Source organism: Streptomyces sp. Go-475, assembly GCF_003330845.1.
Classification (GTDB): Bacteria; Actinomycetota; Actinomycetes; order Streptomycetales; family Streptomycetaceae; genus Streptomyces.
The window spans coordinates 8,442,350-8,457,580 of record NZ_CP026121.1 but is presented as its reverse complement, the minus strand read 5'-3'; the positions used below and the strand labels follow the sequence as shown (position 1 = coordinate 8,457,580).

The window sequence follows — 15,231 nt, the reverse complement described above, 5'->3', positions numbered from 1 at the left end:
TCACGTGAAACGGGTGCTCGGCCACCCGGACGAATGGATCATTCGGCCGTTCGGCCTAGCGCCTGGCGAGGACACGCGAGGGGAACGGACCGGCAGGGCTAGTTTCCTGCGAGCCGGACACCGCTCCGCCCACACGTCCACACAACCGTTGCTGCCGATCGAGGAACTGATGGCGACCTATACCGAGCCCGTCGCGCCGGTACCCGCGGGCGAGCGCCGCGGCAGGGGAAAGGTGATCGTCACCTGGGTGACGACCACCGATCACAAGAAGATCGGGCACCTGTACCTGATCACGTCGTTCCTGTTCTTCCTGATCGCCGGGGCACTGGCGATGGCCATCCGGGCGGAGCTGGCACGGCCGGGGCTGCAGATCCTCTCCAGCGAGCAGTACAACCAGGCGTTCACCATGCACGGCACGATCATGCTGCTGCTGTTCGCGACGCCCACCTTCGCCGGCTTCGCCAACGCCGTCATGCCCCTGCAGATCGGCTCGCCCGACGTGGCGTTCCCCCGGCTGAACATGCTGTCGTACTGGCTGTTCCTCTTCGGCGGCCTGATCGTGCTCGGCAGTTTCCTCACCCCGCAGGGCGCCGCCGACTTCGGCTGGACCGCGTACACCCCGCTCAGCGGCGGCGAGCGCACCACCCACGTCGGCGGGGACCTGTGGATCATGGGGCTGGCGCTGTCCGGCTTCGGCACGATCCTCGGCTCGGTCAACTTCATCACCACGATCATCTGCATGCGCGCCCCGGGCATGACCATGTTCCGGATGCCTATCTTCACCTGGAACGTGCTGCTCACCTCGGTGCTGGTGCTGCTGGCCTTCCCGGTCCTGGCGGCCGCGCTGCTGGTGCTGGAGGCGGACCGGCGGTTCGGCGCGCAGGTGTTCAACGCCGAGAACGGCGGCGCAATCCTGTGGCAGCACCTGTTCTGGTTCTTCGGCCATCCCGAGGTCTACATCCTGGCGCTGCCGTTCTTCGGCGTGATCAGCGAGATCATCCCGGTCTTCGCCCGCAAGCCGATCTTCGGTTACACCGGTCTGATCGGCGCCACGATCGCGATCGCCGGCCTGTCGGTGACGGTGTGGGCGCACCACATGTTCGCGACCGGCGCGGTGCTGCTGCCGTTCTTCTCCTTCATGACGTATCTGATCGCCGTGCCGACGGGCGTGAAGTTCTTCAACTGGATCGGCACGATGTGGAAGGGCTCGCTCTCGTTCGAACCGCCCATGCTGTGGGCGGCCGGCTTCCTCGTCACCTTCCTCTTCGGCGGTCTGACCGGTGTCATCCTGGGCTCCCCGCCACTGGACTGGCACGTCACCGACAGCTACTTCGTGGTCGCCCACTTCCACTACGTGCTCTTCGGCACGATCGTGTTCGCGATGTTCGGCGGGTTCAGCTTCTGGTGGCCGAAGATGACCGGCACCGTCCTCGACGAACGCCTGGAGAAGATCCACTTCTGGACGCTCTTCACCGGTTTCCACACCACGTTCCTGGTGCAGCACTGGCTGGGCGCCGAGGGCATGCCGCGCCGCTACGCCGACTACCTGGCCGCCGACGGCTTCACCGCCCTCAACACCGTCTCCAGCATCGGCGCCTTCCTGCTCGGCCTGTCGACGCTGCCGTTCCTCTACAACGTGTGGAAGACGGCCCAGAAGGGCGAGAAGGTCGAGGTCGACGACCCGTGGGGCTACGGGCGCTCGCTGGAGTGGGCGACCTCCTGCCCGCCGCCCCGCCACAACTTCCTCACGCTGCCCAAGATCCGCTCCGAGTCACCGGCCTTCGACCTGCGCCACCCGGACCTGGCCGGCCTCGACGAGGCGGAGAACACCGGCGGGCGGCGCGATGTGCTCGACGCCGGCGGGCACAAGGGCGAACGGCCGTGAGACGCGGCAGACACGAGGCCCCGGCCGGCGGGCCGCCTCACGTCCTGGCCGACGAGGTGGAGGGCTACCTCCTCGCCCAGGCCCACCACGACCAGGCGCGGCGCGAGGCCGAGGACCTGTGCGCCCGGATGCCCTGGCTGACCACCGCCCAGGCCGAGGAGGTCGCCGGGCACTACGTCCGCAAGCGCCTCGACGTCACCCGTCAGCTGCTGCTCGGCACGGTCCGGCGGGCCGAGCAGCTGCGGGACGAGTACGAGAGCCGCTACGCCGCCCTGCGGCACGCCCTGCTCAGACGCCACGCGGCCGGTGCCTGTGCCGTCCTCGCCTGCGCCGCCGGGGTGGGCGCGCTGGCGGGTCTGCCGATCCGCTGAAGGCCGAGCCGGCCCAGGGCCTCACGGCGAGCGAGCAGGACCCGCCCCGATGCGGATGGTGGGCGGGCCCTGCTCGTGCGCACCATTGTCAGGAACCCCTGCGGGCCGGGCCACGAGTGAGATCCATGTGTCTGCGCGCGGCGCGCACACCCCGCGCGCAGGGCGCACTCCCCGCACCCCCGCCCCTGCCCCCGGGCGCCGACCGGGGCCGCAAGGCGCTGCCCGCTTCCTCACATGGCACAGCTCGGCACGGGTACGCGGTGCCCCATGAGCGACGACAACACCACGGAACCGAACGACCGCGGGAGCCGGCCGGAGAGCACCGAGGAGGAGCGGGCCGCCGCCCGTCCCTTCAGCTATCCGCACCCGGAGCGGCGCGCAGGCGTGCGCGCCACCCGCCACATCAGCCGCGACGAGGCCGACGCGGACAGCGTCCCCGGCGTGCCGGGCGGCTACGGCACCACCGGCGGCGGTCAGGCCGGCGGCCGGAGCACACCCCGTCCCGGCGGCGAGGACACCGCCGAGGAGTCGGGCGTGACCGACGTCGTCCCGGGCCGTGAGCCGCGTCCCGACCGGGGAGGTGACCGCTCGTAGGTACGTACGGGACGGGAGCCCCGACCCGGACGCGACCCCGGGTGATCCCCGCCGGCCTGCGGCGACGATACTGGCAGGCACACGTACCCCCGCTCACAGATGGACCCATGCCGACCTCCCCCACCGTCCGCCCCTTGACCCCCGCCACGGTGTGGCTGGCCCGCGGCCGCCGTACCGGGGGCGCCGCGGAAGACGCTCTCCGGCGCTCGTTGCAGCAGCGCAAGGACAGCCAGGACATCGACGACTTCGTGGAGCTGCCCGCCGACGAGGCCGCCCCCGCGGAGCGGGTCTTCGAGGCCCGCTGGCGGGTGGACGACGCGGTGACCGTGCGCGCCCGGCTGAGCCTGGCGCCCGGCCCGGGCGACGGGCAGGAGTGGCTGCTGGTCGCGGAGGCCGAGCAGCCCTGGCGGGAGGAGTGGCCGTCCCCCGCGGGCCTGTTCTGGCCGGAGGAGCCGGACACCGCCTGGGTGCGGGACGCCGCCACGCAGCTGTCCCTGCGGGAGATCAACCCGCTCCCCCAGGACGACAAGGACACCCGTCGCCTGCTGCGGAACGCGGTGCGCGGCGGCTGGCACATCCACGTGGTCGTCCACGAGGCGATGACCACCGACGAGCGCGGCCGGGTGCCGCTCGCGCGGTGGCTTCCGCCGGGCCTGCGGCACCGTGTGGTGGAGCACCGCGCCGCGCCCCAGCAGCACCGGGGCCTCAACTGGGCCCTGCGCGACCTCGGTGTCGAGGTGCCGCGCGGCGGTGCCGTGGTGCTGCCCGGCACGCCCGCCCCCGAGGGCTATGACGCCCAGGACTTCTCCGTGCGGGCGGTCTTCCTCGACGGCTCGGAGCCGGCCGACCTCGTCGACGCCGTGACGCGGTTCGCGGCGCTCCCGAGACCCCTGCCCGACGGCGCCGAGGACGCCCTCACCGCGCTGCGGGAGGACTGGCACCTGCTGACGCTCCAGGAGGAGCTGGAGCGCCAGCGCGGTCTGGTGGCCATGTACGCCGAGGCGCTGGAGGCCATGACGAAGTCGCGTGACCTGTACCGGGAGGCGGCCGAACGCGCCCACGAGGCCCTGGCCGCCTACCAGGAGTCCGCCGGGGCCGCTCCGGTCCGGCAGGAGCCGTCGGGTCCGCCCGCCGCGTCCCCGCTCCAGCAGCTCACCCGGACCCTCGAACGCTTCAAGAAGGTGAAGTCGGAGCCGTAGCGCCTTCCTGGTGGGGCGCACGTGTCAGTCGGGGGCTCCTGGATACGCGTTCCGTACGGCAGTACGGCCCGCCCGGAAAGGTCCCCGACGCCATGGGCAACGACCAGCACCACTCGGCGACGACGCTCCGCGTCAACGGCAAACCCCACACGCTCACGGTCGATCACCGACGGGTCCTGCTGGACCTCCTGCGGGAGGACCTCGGTCTCACGGGCGCCAAGAAGGGCTGCGACCACGGCCAGTGCGGTGCCTGCACGGTCCTGGTGGACGGGCGGCGCGTGAACAGCTGTCTGCTGTTCGCCGTCGCCCTGGACGGCTGCGAGGTCACCACCGTCGAGGGCCTCTCCGGCGACGGGGAGGAACCGCACCCGCTGCAACGCGCCTTCCTGGAGCGCGACGCCTTCCAGTGCGGCTACTGCACCCCGGGCCAGATCTGCTCCGCGGTCGGCGTGCTCGCCGAGGCGGCGGCCGGCCACCCCTCGCACGTCACCGCTCCCGGAGCGCCCTCGGGTGAGCCGGTGCCGCTGGACCGGGACGAGATCCGGGAGCGGCTGAGCGGCAACCTGTGCCGGTGCGGCGCGTATCCGCGGATCGCCGAGGCGGTGGAGGACGTGATCCCGTGAAGGAGTTCGCCTACGTCCGCGCCGGGAGCGTCGAGGAGGCGACCTCCGCGTACGCCTCCCACGCCGGCGCCCGCTACCTCGGCGGCGGCACCAACCTCGTCGACCTGATGAAACTCGGCGTCGAGACGCCCACCGCGCTCGTCGACGTCACCCGGCTGCCGCTGGACACGGTGGAGGAACTGCCCGACGGCGGGCTGCGGATCGGGGCGACGGTCCGCAACAGCGACCTCGCGGCCCACCCCCTGGTGCGCGACCGGTACCCGGCGCTGTCGCAGGCGGTGCTCGCGGGTGCCTCCGGGCAGTTGCGCAACGCGGCGACGACCGGCGGCAACCTGCTCCAGCGCACCCGGTGCCCGTACTTCCAGGACCTGTCCAAGCCGTGCAACAAGCGCGAGCCGGGCAGCGGCTGCGGCGCGCGGGACGGCGTCCACCGCGACCACGCGGTGCTGGGGCACTCCGCGCACTGCATCGCCACCCACCCCTCGGACATGGCGGTGGCGCTGGCCGCCCTGGACGGGCGAGTCGAGCTGCACGGCCCCGAGGGCGCTCGGCGTGTCGCGGCGGCGGACTTCCACCGGCTGCCCGGCGACCGGCCCGAGCGGGACACCGAGATCCGGCCCGGCGAACTGGTCACCGGCGTGGTGCTGCCGGCCGCCGCGGCAGGGCTGCCGTCGGCGTACCGCAAGGCACGCGACCGGGCCTCGTACGCCTTCGCGCTCGCCTCCGTCGCGGTCGTGCTGCGGCTGGCGGACGGTGTGATCGGCCATGCGGGGATCGCCTTCGGGGCGCTGGCGCACCGGCCGTGGCGGGCCCGGCGGGCGGAGGAGGCGCTGCTGGGCGCGGCCCCCACCCGCGCCGCGTTCGAGCACGCCGTCGACCTCGAACTCGCCGCCGCGCGGCCACTGCGGGACAACGCCTACAAGGTGCCGCTCGCCCGGAATCTCGCCGTGGACGTGCTGTCCCGGCTCACGGACACCGCGCTGTCGAGGAGGGCCTCATGACCGGCAGCGTGGGCGCTCCCGCCGAACGCCGGGAGGGACGGGAGAAGGTCGGCGGCACCGCCCGCTACGCCGCCGAGTACCACGTCCCCGGCCGGGCCCAGGCCTGGCCCGTGCCGGCGGCCGTCGCCCGGGGGCGGGTGACCGGCGTCGACACGGCGGCCGCCCTGGCCGTGCCGGGGGTGCTCGCCGTCCTCACCCACGAGAACGCGCCGCGGCTCGGGGAGCCGGACGACGCCACGCTCGCCGTGCTCCAGGACCCGCGGGTTCCGCACCGGGGCTGGTTCGTGGCCCTGGTCGTGGCCGAGACCCTGGAGGCGGCCCGGGCCGGTGCCGCAGCCGTCCGCGTCGAGTACGACGCCGAGGAGCACGACGTGGTCCTCACCGCCTCGCACCCGGGCCTGTACGTGCCCGAGGAGGCCAACACCGGTGAGCCGGGCCTGCGCGAACACGGCGATCCCGACGGGGCGTTCGACTCCTCGGCCGCCCGGGTCGACGTGGCGTACCGGGTGCCGCCGCTGCACAACCACCCCATGGAGCCGCACGCCAGCACCGCCCGCTGGGAGGACGGCCGGCTCACGGTGCACACCTCCAGCCAGGGCACGAATGCCGTACGGGCCGCGCTCGCGGGGCTGTTCGGGCTGCCCGAGGAGCGGATCGTCGTCACCGCCGAGCACGTCGGCGGCGGCTTCGGCTCCAAGGGGACACCACGGCCCGACGTCGTGCTCGCCGCGATGGCGGCCCGGCAGACCGGGCGGCCCGTCACCGTGGCACTCCCCCGCCGGTACCTGCCCGCCGTCGTCGGGCACCGCGCCCCGACGCTGCACCGGCTGCGCCTGGGGGCCGACGCGGACGGCCGTCTCGTCTCGCTGACGCACGAGGTCGCCACGCACACCTCCCGCGTCAAGGAGTTCGTGGAGCACGCGGCGGTCCCCGCGCGGGTGATGTACGCCGCGCCCCACCGCCGTACGGCGCACCGGGTCGCCGCGCTGGACGTGCCGTCGCCGTCGTGGATGCGGGCGCCGGGCGAGGCTCCGGGCATGTACGCGCTGGAGTCGGCCATGGACGAGCTGGCCACCGGACTCGGCATGGACCCGGTCGAGCTGCGCGTCCGCAACGAGCCGGACGTCGAACCCGACAGCGGCAGGCCGTTCAGCAGCAGGCACCTGGTCGAGTGCCTGCGGGAGGGCGCCCGGCGCTTCGGCTGGGATGGGCGCGATCCCCGCCCGGGCGTCCGCCGGGAAGGGCCCCTGCTGCTGGGCACGGGTGTGGCGGCGGCGACGTACCCCGTCATGGTGGGGCCCTCCACGGCCGCGGCCCGTGCCCTGCCCGACGGGACGTACCTGGTGCGGGTCAACGCCACCGACATCGGTACGGGGGCCCGGACCGTGCTCGCGCAGGTGGGCGCCGACGCCCTCGGGGTGCCGCTGGAGCGGGTGCGCATCGAGATCGGCAGCAGTGAGCTGCCCGCGGCGCCGCTGGCCGGCGGTTCGTCCGGCACCGCCTCCTGGGGCTGGGCGGTCCACGAGGCCTGCGCCCGGCTGGCCCGGCGGCTGGCCGGGCACACCGGGCCGCTGCCCGGGCCGGGCATCGAGGCCCGCGCCGACACCTCCGGCACGGCGGACGCCGAGAGCGACCGGGCGCGGCACGCCTTCGGGGCGCACTTCGCCGAGGTCGCCGTGGACACGGTCTCCGGCGAGGTGCGCGTCGGCCGGCTGCTCGGCGTGTACGCGGCCGGGCGCATCCTCAACGCCCGTACGGCGCGTTCCCAGTTCGTCGGCGGCATGGTGATGGGCCTGGGCATGGCGCTGACCGAGGGCAGCACGGTGGACGCGGCGTTCGGTGACTTCACCGAGTCGGACCTGGCCTCGTACCACGTGCCCGTGCACGCCGACGTCGGCGAGATCGAGGCGCACTGGCTCGACGAGGACGATCCGTGGCTGAACCCTCTGGGTGGCAAGGGGATCGGGGAGATCGGCATCGTCGGGACGGCCGCGGCGATCGGCAACGCGGTCCATCACGCCACCGGCGTCCGCTTCCGTGAACTCCCGCTCACGCCGGACCGGTTGCTGGCCGGGATGCCCGGCTCGCGGGCGTAGCTCGCAGGTACGGACACGCGGGCGGGACCGGATCCACGGGTGAGCGGATCCGGTCCGGCTCGGTGACGGGGCGACTTTGCCGGTCCGGACCCGCCGCGGTGCCCGGGCGTCACTCCGCCACGGGGCCCGGCTCGGGCGCCGGCGCGGGCGCCCACTGCCGGCTCGCGATGGGCGCCAGGACGCGGAAGACCAGCGCGACGAGGGCCAGCAGTGCCGCGCAGACGGCGATCGCGGCGGCGAGCCAGGGCGGGGCGAGGGCGAGGTCCACGGCCCGGGACAGGGACGCCGCCGGGTAGGAACTCCCGTACGCCTGGGCCCCGGCCAGCACCGTGGGCACCAGCACCGCCCCGGCCAGCACCACGGCGACGGGGCGCAGGGCCAGCAGCAGCGCCAGCACCGTGCACAGCACCGACAGGCCGAGGGCGAACGCGTGCAGGCGCAGGGAGGCGTCGCCGCGCTGGAGCGGGAAGTGGGCCACCGCGCACACGGCGAGTGCCAGGGCGGCGAGCCAGCCCGACCAGGACACGGAGCGGGCGAAGCGCTCCTGGGCGCGGTCGCGGTCCGGGGGCGGGGCGTCGAGGGTCCGGTGGGTCTCGCCGGCCGCGGCCTTGCGTGCCGCGCGGCGCTTGCCCGGCCGGACGGGCGCCCCGGGCTCGGCGGCTCCGCCGCCGGGGTGCGACGTCCCGTTCGGCGGGCGGCGCTCGCGGTCCAGGCGCTCCAGGCCGAGGCGGTCGATCAGCTCGACCAGTTCCCCGACGGACCGGCCGGTGGCGGCCGCCCGCAGTGCCTCCTCGCGGACGTGGGGCTCCTGCGGCTCCTTGTGCAGCAGGGTGACCAGCCGGGTCACCTCCTCCACCGGACGGTGGGCGGCCGCGGCCCGGATCGCCTCGTCCGCGCAGTCGGCGTCGCGCGGAGGCTTGGTCAGCAGGGCGATCAGCCGGGAGACGTCCTCCACGGGCCGGGTCACCCCGGCGGTGCGCAGCGCGTCGACCTTGGCCTGGGTGTGGTCGGGCGACTCCTCCAGCGAGGTGATGAGGTCGACGACTTCCTCCAGTGGCCGGTCCGCCACGGCGGCGTGCACCAGGTCGCTGACCGCGTCGCCGTACGGCACGCCGCCGGTGCCCGGCCCGGTGCCGGGCCGGAGCTCCACCGGATTGTCGTCCAGCGAGCGGATGACGAACGGCCGCGCAGTGGATGGGTCGGTCTGGTCCTGGCCGGGCGCGGGCGGCTGCGCGGGCTCGGGGGACGCCTGGGGCGTCCGGTCCGGAGCGACAGCACCGGGCCGCGCGTCCACCGCTTCGGTCCCGTCCGGGGTTGAGGCGCCGGGGTGAGCGTCCGCCAGGCCGCTCCGGTCCAGGACGGGGGCGCCCGACTGTCCGTCCGTCACCGTCGGGTCGCCGGGGGCGGGATGCGCGGTCGCGTGGTCGAGGTGAGCGGGGCCGGGGGCGGAGGACCGCTCGGCCGTCGAGTCCACCGGGCCGGAGCCCGGCGCGGCGACGGGCCGCTCTGCCGCCAAGTCCGCCTGGCCGGAACCCGACGCGGCGACGGGCCGCTCGGCAGGCTGGTCCGAGGCGGGGGCAAAGGGCCGCGCGGACGCCTCGTCCGGGCCGGGGGAAACGGGCCGCGCCGGTGCCTGATCCGCCGGGTCGAGGCCGGGGACAGCGGGCGGCGTCGCCGGCCGGTCCGCCTGGTCCGGGCCCGGAGCGGCGGGCGCGGCGTAGGACAGGTCCGCGTGGTCCGGGCCAGGGACCGCGGGCGGCTCGGTCGGCCGGTGCGGGCCGTCGGGGCCCGGCGCGGCGGGCTGCGTGCTCGTCTGCTCCACCTGGTACGTGCCGGTGGCGACGGTGGTCTCGGCGGACGGCTGGGCGGACCCGTTCGGCTCGTGGGGTATGGCAGGTTCGTTCGAGCGGGGTGATGAAGAGCAGGTGGTCATACTCGCCTCCATGGGAAGAGTGCGGCCGCTCCTGCGCCCCCCGTCGTGTGACGAGCGACGTTACGGTGACCATTACTAGGCGCCCCCGTCACACCGTGCCACTCGGGTGAGCCACCGGGATGACCGCCCGCACGGGAAAATCCGCCGACGCGCCGACATGTCGGGCCCCGGGCGCAATACAGCCGCCGGAAACGGGAATCCAGGAAGGGACACCCCGTGTCGCGGCACGCCAGGAGGAGGGCAGCCCGTGGATACGACCACAACGGTGATCATTCTGCTCACGGGTCTCGCGGCCCTCGTCCTCGCCTTCGCCGTCGGCGTCCTCGTGCGGCTGGTGCGGACCCGGCGCGATCTGCGGCGCGCGGGGCTGCCCACCGGCCCGCGGTGGGTCTTCTGGGGCGCGGTCCTGTATTTCGTGCTGCCCGCCGACCTGCTGCCCGACCCCGTGTACCTGGACGACATCGGTGTCCTGCTGCTCGCTCTGCGCACTGTCCGCGGCTCCCTCGGCGAGCGGGAACGCAGTACGTCACACCGGCCGGACCGTCAACCGGCCCGATGACTACGGAAAGTAAGGAAACCAACCACCCGTTCGATTCGTATAAGTCTCTGGAAGCCGAAACGAGCCGGCGGACCGGGTGGCCGCGCCCCTGGACCTTCGCTTGATCGGCGCAGTACCGACGAGGGAGAGACGATGCAACCGTTCGCGCTCAACTACGCGCGCCCGGCAGTGGAGTTGGAAGCGGCCACTCCGTACGTGTACGACGCCGGGCTGCAGCTGAACGTGCTCCGCGACGGCCGGGTCGCCGCCTGCGACTTCGCCGTGTTGAGAGAGTTCGGCACCACGACGTCCACCGCCGGTTCCAAGACCCACTTCGACGACTGACCGCGGGCCGCCGAAGATGACCGTACTGATCCTCACCTGTGAGGAGGACGTGACCGCGGACATGGTGGTCGTGCACCTGAACGGCGCCGGGGTTCCGGTGGTCCGGGTCGACCCCGCCGACCTCACGGGGGGCGTCGCGCTGTCAGGGGAGTACGTCCACGGCCGGTTCCGCGGCCATCTGTCCGCCGGGGGGCGGCTGGTGAGCATCGGGGGGTTGCGGTCGGTCTGGGTGCGCCGGCCCGGCACCCCGGCCGCGCGGGCGGCGCAGCCGTCCGCGTGGCTGACCGAGGAGGCCGCGCAGGCGCTCTACGGCATGCTGCGGGGCTCGGAGGCGCGCTGGATGAACCATCCCGACGCGGCCGGCCGGGCCCGGCACAAGCCCTGGCAGCTGCGTCTGGCCCAGCGGTGCGGCCTGCCCGTGCCGGCGACGCTGATCACGACCTTCCCGCGCGCGGCCCGCGAGTTCGCCGAGCGCTACCCGGATCTGGTGGTCAAGCCGGTGTCGGGCGCGCATCCGCAGGACCCGCCACGGGCGGTGCCGACGACCCGGGTCGCGCCGGACACGGACTTCTCCGCCGTCGCGTTCGGACCGACGCTGTTACAGCGGCGGATCGCCAAGCGGGCCGACATCCGGCTCACCGTCGTGGGCGAACGGATGCTGGCGGCCCGCAAGGCGACCGCTGCGGACGCGGATCCCGACGAGGTCGACGTGCGGTTCGCGGCACCCGGCGCGCCCTGGCAGCCGGCCGACGTGCCGCCGCGCGTCGCGACGGGCGTCCTGGCGTATCTGCGCGAGGCCGAACTGGCGTACGGCGCCTTCGACTTCGCGGAGGACGCCGACGGGACCTGGTGGTTCCTGGAGTGCAACCAGTCCGGGCAGTTCGGGTTCGTCGAGGTGGAGACGGGTCAGCCGATCGCCCGCACCATCGCCGAGTGGCTGGCCCGGCCGGTCCCGGAGGAGCCGTCGCGCCTCGACGGCTCGAACGCGACGGTGCGCTGAGCACCGGGCCCGCCACACATCGGGCCCGGCGCCGGGTCACTGGGGTCGCGGGCCGGGGAGCATGCCGGCGCGCTGCCAGCCCGCCCCCGGGGAGTGCGGCCGGTCGTAGCCGAGGGACTGCGAGGGCCGCATGACCAGCTCCAGTTCCCTGCTCACACGTTCGGCCTCGCGGCGCACCTGTGCGGGTACGTCGCCGCGCTCCGCGATGAGTCGGTCGTAGATGGGGGAATCCTGGAACACCCGTCAACGTGCCTTTCTGCTCGTCGGCCCCACGGGGGCGAGACTGCGAGTGTAGGCGGCACAGAGTCCCGGAGTGTGAATTCCCTGGGATGACTTGACGCAGACCGGACATCCGTGACAGGCGCAACGGGGCGATCTCAGGCTCCGGTCGTGGAACCCGGCCGGACGATCATCAGGACGGTGACCGTGGCCCAGAGCAGGTTGAAGATCCCGGTGAACATGGCGAGTTGCACGGTGCTCCGGTGGTCCATGGTCTGCTCGCCCTTCAACTGCCCGAGGACTTCCTCCTGACGGGGCAGGACGAACGCGACCAGGACGCCCGCGGCAGCGGCGGTCAGCGCGATGGAGGTGACGAGCCATCCGCTGCCCAGGACGCCCATGGCGGCGCCGGTGGCGAACCCGAAGAGCGGGACCGTCAGTCCGACACCGGCGTAGACGCGGCAGATGCGGTGCAACAGCGCGACCGTGCCGAGCGCCGACGGGCCGGGGGCGTCGCCGTCCGCGGGAGCCGCGCGGCGCGCCGCCGGAGGGAACATGCTGGCCGCGACGGTCACGGGACCGATGGCGACGATGGCGGCCAGGACATGGAGGGACAGCAGGATCTTGGTCACCGGGGCTCTTTCCGTGAAGACGATCGACAGCGCCCACGCTAGGAAGCCCCGACGTGATCTCCCAGGGGCTGGAACGACAGCTTCCCACGGATTCCCGCCAACTCCCCCGACCTGCTCCTCTGCTGCGGGAGCCACCGCGGTCCCCATGTCACGGGGTTGGCGGAAATGCCCCTAGGGTGGCGGCCATGCACACCGTGGCGATCCTGGTTCTCGATCACGTGGTGCCGTTCGACATGGCGGCGCCCCAGCAGACGTTCGCGTGGACCCGGCTGCCGGACGGGCGGCCCGCCTACCGGGTCCGGTTGTGCGCCGAGACACCGGAGGTGCGGGCGGACGGCGGTTTCACCCTGCGCGTCGACCGGGGGCTGGAAGCCCTGGCCGAGGCCGACACCGTCATCGTGCCGGGCTGCTCGCCCGAGGCGGCGCCGCCCTCCGCCCGGGTGCTGGCCGCCCTGCGGCAGGCGGCCGAGGCCGGTACCCGCATCGCGTCCGTGTGCGTGGGCGCGTTCGTCCTGGCGGAGGCGGGGCTGCTGGACGGGCTGCGCGCCACCACGCACTGGGTCGCCGCGGGCGACCTGGCCCGCCGGTTCCCGCGGGTCGAGGTGGAACCGGACGTGCTGTACGTGGACAACGGGCAGATCCTCACCTCGGCCGGCGCGGCCGCCGCGCTGGATCTGTGCCTGCACATGATCCGCCGGGACCTGGGGTCGGCCGTCGCGGCGGGCATCGCCCGGATGTCGGTCATGCCGCTGGAACGGGAGGGCGGCCAGGCCCAGTTCATCGTGCACGAGCACCCGCCCGTGCCCCGGGGCTCGGCGCTCGAACCGCTGCTGGAGTGGATCGACGACAACCTCGCGCAGGAGGTGACACTCGGGGCGCTGGCGGCGCGCGCGGGGATGAGCGAGCGGACCTTCAGCCGCCGCTTCCGTGAGCAGACCGGCACCACGCCGTTGCAGTGGCTGCTGCGGGCGCGGGTGCGGCGCGCCCAGTACCTGCTGGAGAACACCGACCACTCGGTCGAACGGATCGCGCGGCAGGCCGGGTTCGGGTCACCGACGGCGTTCCGGGAGCGGTTCCGCAAGGTGGTGGGCACCACGCCGTACGCGTACCGCACGGCGTTCCACGGGAAGACCGCTGCCCCGGCGGCCCGTTCCCGGACCGCCGGGGCAGCTCCGGGTCCGGGCCCGGGCTCCTGATCTCAGCCGACCAGCGTCAGACCGTTCTCCCCGTCCGCGTCCGCGGCAGCGGACCGCTCCTTGGTGAGCAGCAGCACATCCGCCTTGGCGATGGCATCGCTGATGTCGGACGTCCCCATCATCACGCACAGCGTGTAACTGACGTCGTCCAGTTCGCGTGCCGTCGCCGGCGTGTGCCTCTCCGCTTGAGCGATCCTCAGCGACGCATACCGCGTCAGCAGCTCTCTGACGGCCTTCCGGTCCGGTACGAGCACGTAGCGCCCCTCTCTGTGGTTTGCGCTGCGTATGCCCGAACCACGCGGAAACATTCACACCTTTTTCTCAGCAGTGACGGATCTGACGAGAAATGACCACCCGCTGATCGACGGATCATCGTGTGGTCTCCAGCCGACTGTCGATTCCGCAGTGCAGCGTGTAGGTCAACGCCAGCGGGTTGGAGAACTCCCGTGCGAAGCGGTGCACGAGGGCCATGGTGATCTCGCCGGCCGTCAGACCACTGCCCAGATAGAGGTCGAGGAACGCGTAGGCGTACTCCGCCGCGAAGCTCTGCGGGATCTCTATCTGTGAGCCCAGCACACCGCACGCGCCCATGTCGACCAGAGCTCTGCCCAGATGCTCGAGTTCCGGCGAGGAGGCCGCCTGGCCGGCGTGGCAGGCGTTGAGGAGGACGAACGGACGGAAGATCGCGTCCGTGGAGCCTCGGTGCCTGGTCCGTTCCCGCAGGATCAGATCCGCGTCGATGCACCGTTCGTCGGACAGCTTGACGGCGAGGTGCGGATGCTGCGAGCCGTTGTCGACGAAGCGGCCGTGACACCAGAAGTACATGATGTCGTCGTCCAGTACGGCATCGGACAAGGCACTCAGCAGCGCCGCGGACTGCGTCCGCACGGTCAGGGTCGCGCGTTCCTCCAACAGCTTGCGGACCTGCGGTGCCCGGCCCACTTGGGCAAGGGCCACATCCGTGTTGAGGCTCGCCGCCGGCAACCGGCGAGGAGCCACCTCGCCCTGGATCATCGGGTACGACGCCCCGGTCTGCTCCACCTGGTGCCGGTAGCCGAGGAATCCGGAGAACGCGTGCGGGGCGTCCGGCGTTTCGACGGCGAGCATCGGCCAGGGCAGATGGAGGTCGGAGTCGAAGCTGATGCGCAGTCCTTCCTCCCCGCCGAGCACGCCCAACAGGTGCGCGCGGAACTCCCTCACCTCATGGTTCTCCCCGGCGAGGAGCCGGTCGAGCAGGTACTGGCCCTCCCTGGCGAGCTCGGTGGTGAGCAGTTCGGCGTCCGCCGCGTACGGGGTCAGATCGGCCGCGTCGGCGAGCGGGTATCCAGCGACGGCGGTGCCGTCGCCGTCCACGAGCTGATGCCGTACGAAGAGATCGCGCCAGGTCGTACGCAGCCGTCCGGCCGTCCTGAGGACGGCGGTGGCGGAAGCGGTGAGGTACGCATGGTGGATCCGAGTCCGTGGGCTGCGCTCGCCGGGCCTGAAGGCCGTCATGTGGAGCCCGTCGGTTCCACTGCGTCGCAGGGCCACGATGAGGTCCAGCGGTGCTTCCCCGGGCGGTGCCGCGTCAGCCCCTCCCCGCCTCGCGGGCAGAGTCGT

General features: G+C 73.3%; 16 protein-coding genes. 11 read left to right on the top strand and 5 right to left on the bottom strand.

From position 1 onward, the window contains the following. The first annotated feature begins 169 nt into the window (after window positions 1–169). The 7 genes from ctaD (at window position 170) to C1703_RS38270 (ending at window position 7,769) form a co-directional block, all read left to right on the top strand. Window positions 170–1,885 (top strand): cytochrome c oxidase subunit I, encoded by a 1,716-nt coding sequence (ctaD, locus tag C1703_RS38300; RefSeq protein WP_198678390.1) that lies wholly within the window; start codon window positions 170–172, stop codon window positions 1,883–1,885. Further along, window positions 1,882–2,256, top strand: coding sequence for a hypothetical protein (locus tag C1703_RS38295; protein ID WP_198678389.1), 375 nt, complete (start codon window positions 1,882–1,884; stop codon window positions 2,254–2,256). The genes ctaD and C1703_RS38295 overlap by 4 nt, the downstream gene beginning before the upstream one ends. Window positions 2,257–2,523: 267 nt before the next feature. Next, window positions 2,524–2,850 carry a hypothetical protein gene (locus C1703_RS38290; RefSeq protein ID WP_232840718.1) on the top strand — a complete coding sequence of 109 codons (327 nt, stop codon included), beginning with the start codon at window positions 2,524–2,526 and terminating at the stop codon, window positions 2,848–2,850. A gap of 107 nt (window positions 2,851–2,957) precedes the next feature. Continuing rightward, window positions 2,958–4,049 (top strand): hypothetical protein, encoded by a 1,092-nt coding sequence (locus C1703_RS38285; protein WP_198678388.1) that lies wholly within the window; start codon window positions 2,958–2,960, stop codon window positions 4,047–4,049. Between the two features lie 92 nt (window positions 4,050–4,141). Then, window positions 4,142–4,672 carry a 2Fe-2S iron-sulfur cluster-binding protein gene (locus tag C1703_RS38280; RefSeq protein ID WP_114257133.1) on the top strand — a complete coding sequence of 177 codons (531 nt, stop codon included), beginning with the start codon at window positions 4,142–4,144 and terminating at the stop codon, window positions 4,670–4,672. Then, on the top strand, window positions 4,669–5,673 hold the full coding sequence (locus C1703_RS38275; protein WP_114257132.1) for a xanthine dehydrogenase family protein subunit M: 1,005 nt from the start codon (window positions 4,669–4,671) through the stop codon (window positions 5,671–5,673). Before C1703_RS38280 ends, C1703_RS38275 begins: the two co-directional genes overlap by 4 nt. Continuing rightward, window positions 5,670–7,769, top strand: a complete 2,100-nt coding sequence (locus tag C1703_RS38270) for a xanthine dehydrogenase family protein molybdopterin-binding subunit (RefSeq protein ID WP_114257131.1) — start codon at window positions 5,670–5,672, stop codon at window positions 7,767–7,769. Before C1703_RS38275 ends, C1703_RS38270 begins: the two co-directional genes overlap by 4 nt. 109 nt (window positions 7,770–7,878) lie before the next feature. On the opposite strand, the gene C1703_RS40070 is transcribed toward C1703_RS38270, so the two are convergent. Next, window positions 7,879–9,702, bottom strand: a complete 1,824-nt coding sequence (locus C1703_RS40070; RefSeq protein WP_232840717.1) for a hypothetical protein — start codon at window positions 9,700–9,702, stop codon at window positions 7,879–7,881. 247 nt (window positions 9,703–9,949) lie between these two features. On the opposite strand from C1703_RS40070, the gene C1703_RS38260 reads away from it, so the two are divergent. From C1703_RS38260 to tgmB, 3 genes are all read left to right on the top strand, one after another. Then, window positions 9,950–10,261: a YkvA family protein gene (locus C1703_RS38260; protein ID WP_114257130.1), complete on the top strand. Its 312-nt coding sequence runs from the start codon at window positions 9,950–9,952 to the stop codon at window positions 10,259–10,261. A 132-nt stretch (window positions 10,262–10,393) separates the two neighbouring features. Continuing rightward, complete coding sequence (gene tgmA / locus C1703_RS38255; RefSeq protein ID WP_031120348.1) at window positions 10,394–10,585, top strand: putative ATP-grasp-modified RiPP; 192 nt, start codon at window positions 10,394–10,396, stop codon at window positions 10,583–10,585. A gap of 16 nt (window positions 10,586–10,601) precedes the next feature. Then, window positions 10,602–11,585, top strand: a complete 984-nt coding sequence (gene tgmB / locus C1703_RS38250; RefSeq protein WP_114257129.1) for an ATP-grasp ribosomal peptide maturase — start codon at window positions 10,602–10,604, stop codon at window positions 11,583–11,585. Window positions 11,586–11,621: 36 nt separating this feature from the next. On the opposite strand, the gene C1703_RS38245 is transcribed toward tgmB, so the two are convergent. Both C1703_RS38245 and C1703_RS38240 read right to left on the bottom strand, forming a co-directional pair. Further along, entirely contained in the window at window positions 11,622–11,825 is a 204-nt protein-coding gene (locus tag C1703_RS38245) for a hypothetical protein (protein WP_031111422.1), read from the bottom strand. A gap of 137 nt (window positions 11,826–11,962) precedes the next feature. Continuing rightward, window positions 11,963–12,436, bottom strand: a complete 474-nt coding sequence (locus C1703_RS38240) for a hypothetical protein (protein WP_114257128.1) — start codon at window positions 12,434–12,436, stop codon at window positions 11,963–11,965. A 185-nt stretch (window positions 12,437–12,621) separates the two neighbouring features. Between C1703_RS38240 and C1703_RS38235 the strand changes: the two genes are divergently transcribed. Continuing rightward, the gene (locus C1703_RS38235) at window positions 12,622–13,632 is read left to right on the top strand and encodes a helix-turn-helix domain-containing protein (protein ID WP_114257809.1); all 1,011 of its coding nucleotides are present in this window, start codon (window positions 12,622–12,624) and stop codon (window positions 13,630–13,632) included. Window positions 13,633–13,634: 2 nt separating this feature from the next. Here the strand turns inward: C1703_RS38235 and C1703_RS38230 are convergent, their stop codons facing one another. Together C1703_RS38230 and C1703_RS38225 are read right to left on the bottom strand one after the other, a co-directional pair. After that, window positions 13,635–13,886, bottom strand: a complete 252-nt coding sequence (locus tag C1703_RS38230) for a DUF5133 domain-containing protein (protein WP_114257127.1) — start codon at window positions 13,884–13,886, stop codon at window positions 13,635–13,637. 115 nt (window positions 13,887–14,001) lie between these two features. Continuing rightward, complete coding sequence (locus C1703_RS38225) at window positions 14,002–15,126, bottom strand: CHAT domain-containing protein (protein ID WP_232840716.1); 1,125 nt, start codon at window positions 15,124–15,126, stop codon at window positions 14,002–14,004. Window positions 15,127–15,231: the final 105 nt, after the last annotated feature.

Coding starts and splice junctions, on each gene's coding strand:
- ctaD (WP_198678390.1), top strand. CDS start 170: ATGGCGACCTATACCGAGCCCGTCGCGCCGGTACCCGCGGGCGAGCGC.
- C1703_RS38290 (WP_232840718.1), top strand. CDS start 2,524: ATGAGCGACGACAACACCACGGAACCGAACGACCGCGGGAGCCGGCCG.
- C1703_RS38285 (WP_198678388.1), top strand. CDS start 2,958: ATGCCGACCTCCCCCACCGTCCGCCCCTTGACCCCCGCCACGGTGTGG.
- C1703_RS38280 (WP_114257133.1), top strand. CDS start 4,142: ATGGGCAACGACCAGCACCACTCGGCGACGACGCTCCGCGTCAACGGC.
- C1703_RS38270 (WP_114257131.1), top strand. CDS start 5,670: ATGACCGGCAGCGTGGGCGCTCCCGCCGAACGCCGGGAGGGACGGGAG.
- C1703_RS40070 (WP_232840717.1), bottom strand. CDS start 9,702: ATGACCACCTGCTCTTCATCACCCCGCTCGAACGAACCTGCCATACCC.
- tgmA (WP_031120348.1), top strand. CDS start 10,394: ATGCAACCGTTCGCGCTCAACTACGCGCGCCCGGCAGTGGAGTTGGAA.
- tgmB (WP_114257129.1), top strand. CDS start 10,602: ATGACCGTACTGATCCTCACCTGTGAGGAGGACGTGACCGCGGACATG.
- C1703_RS38235 (WP_114257809.1), top strand. CDS start 12,622: ATGCACACCGTGGCGATCCTGGTTCTCGATCACGTGGTGCCGTTCGAC.
- C1703_RS38225 (WP_232840716.1), bottom strand. CDS start 15,126: ATGACGGCCTTCAGGCCCGGCGAGCGCAGCCCACGGACTCGGATCCAC.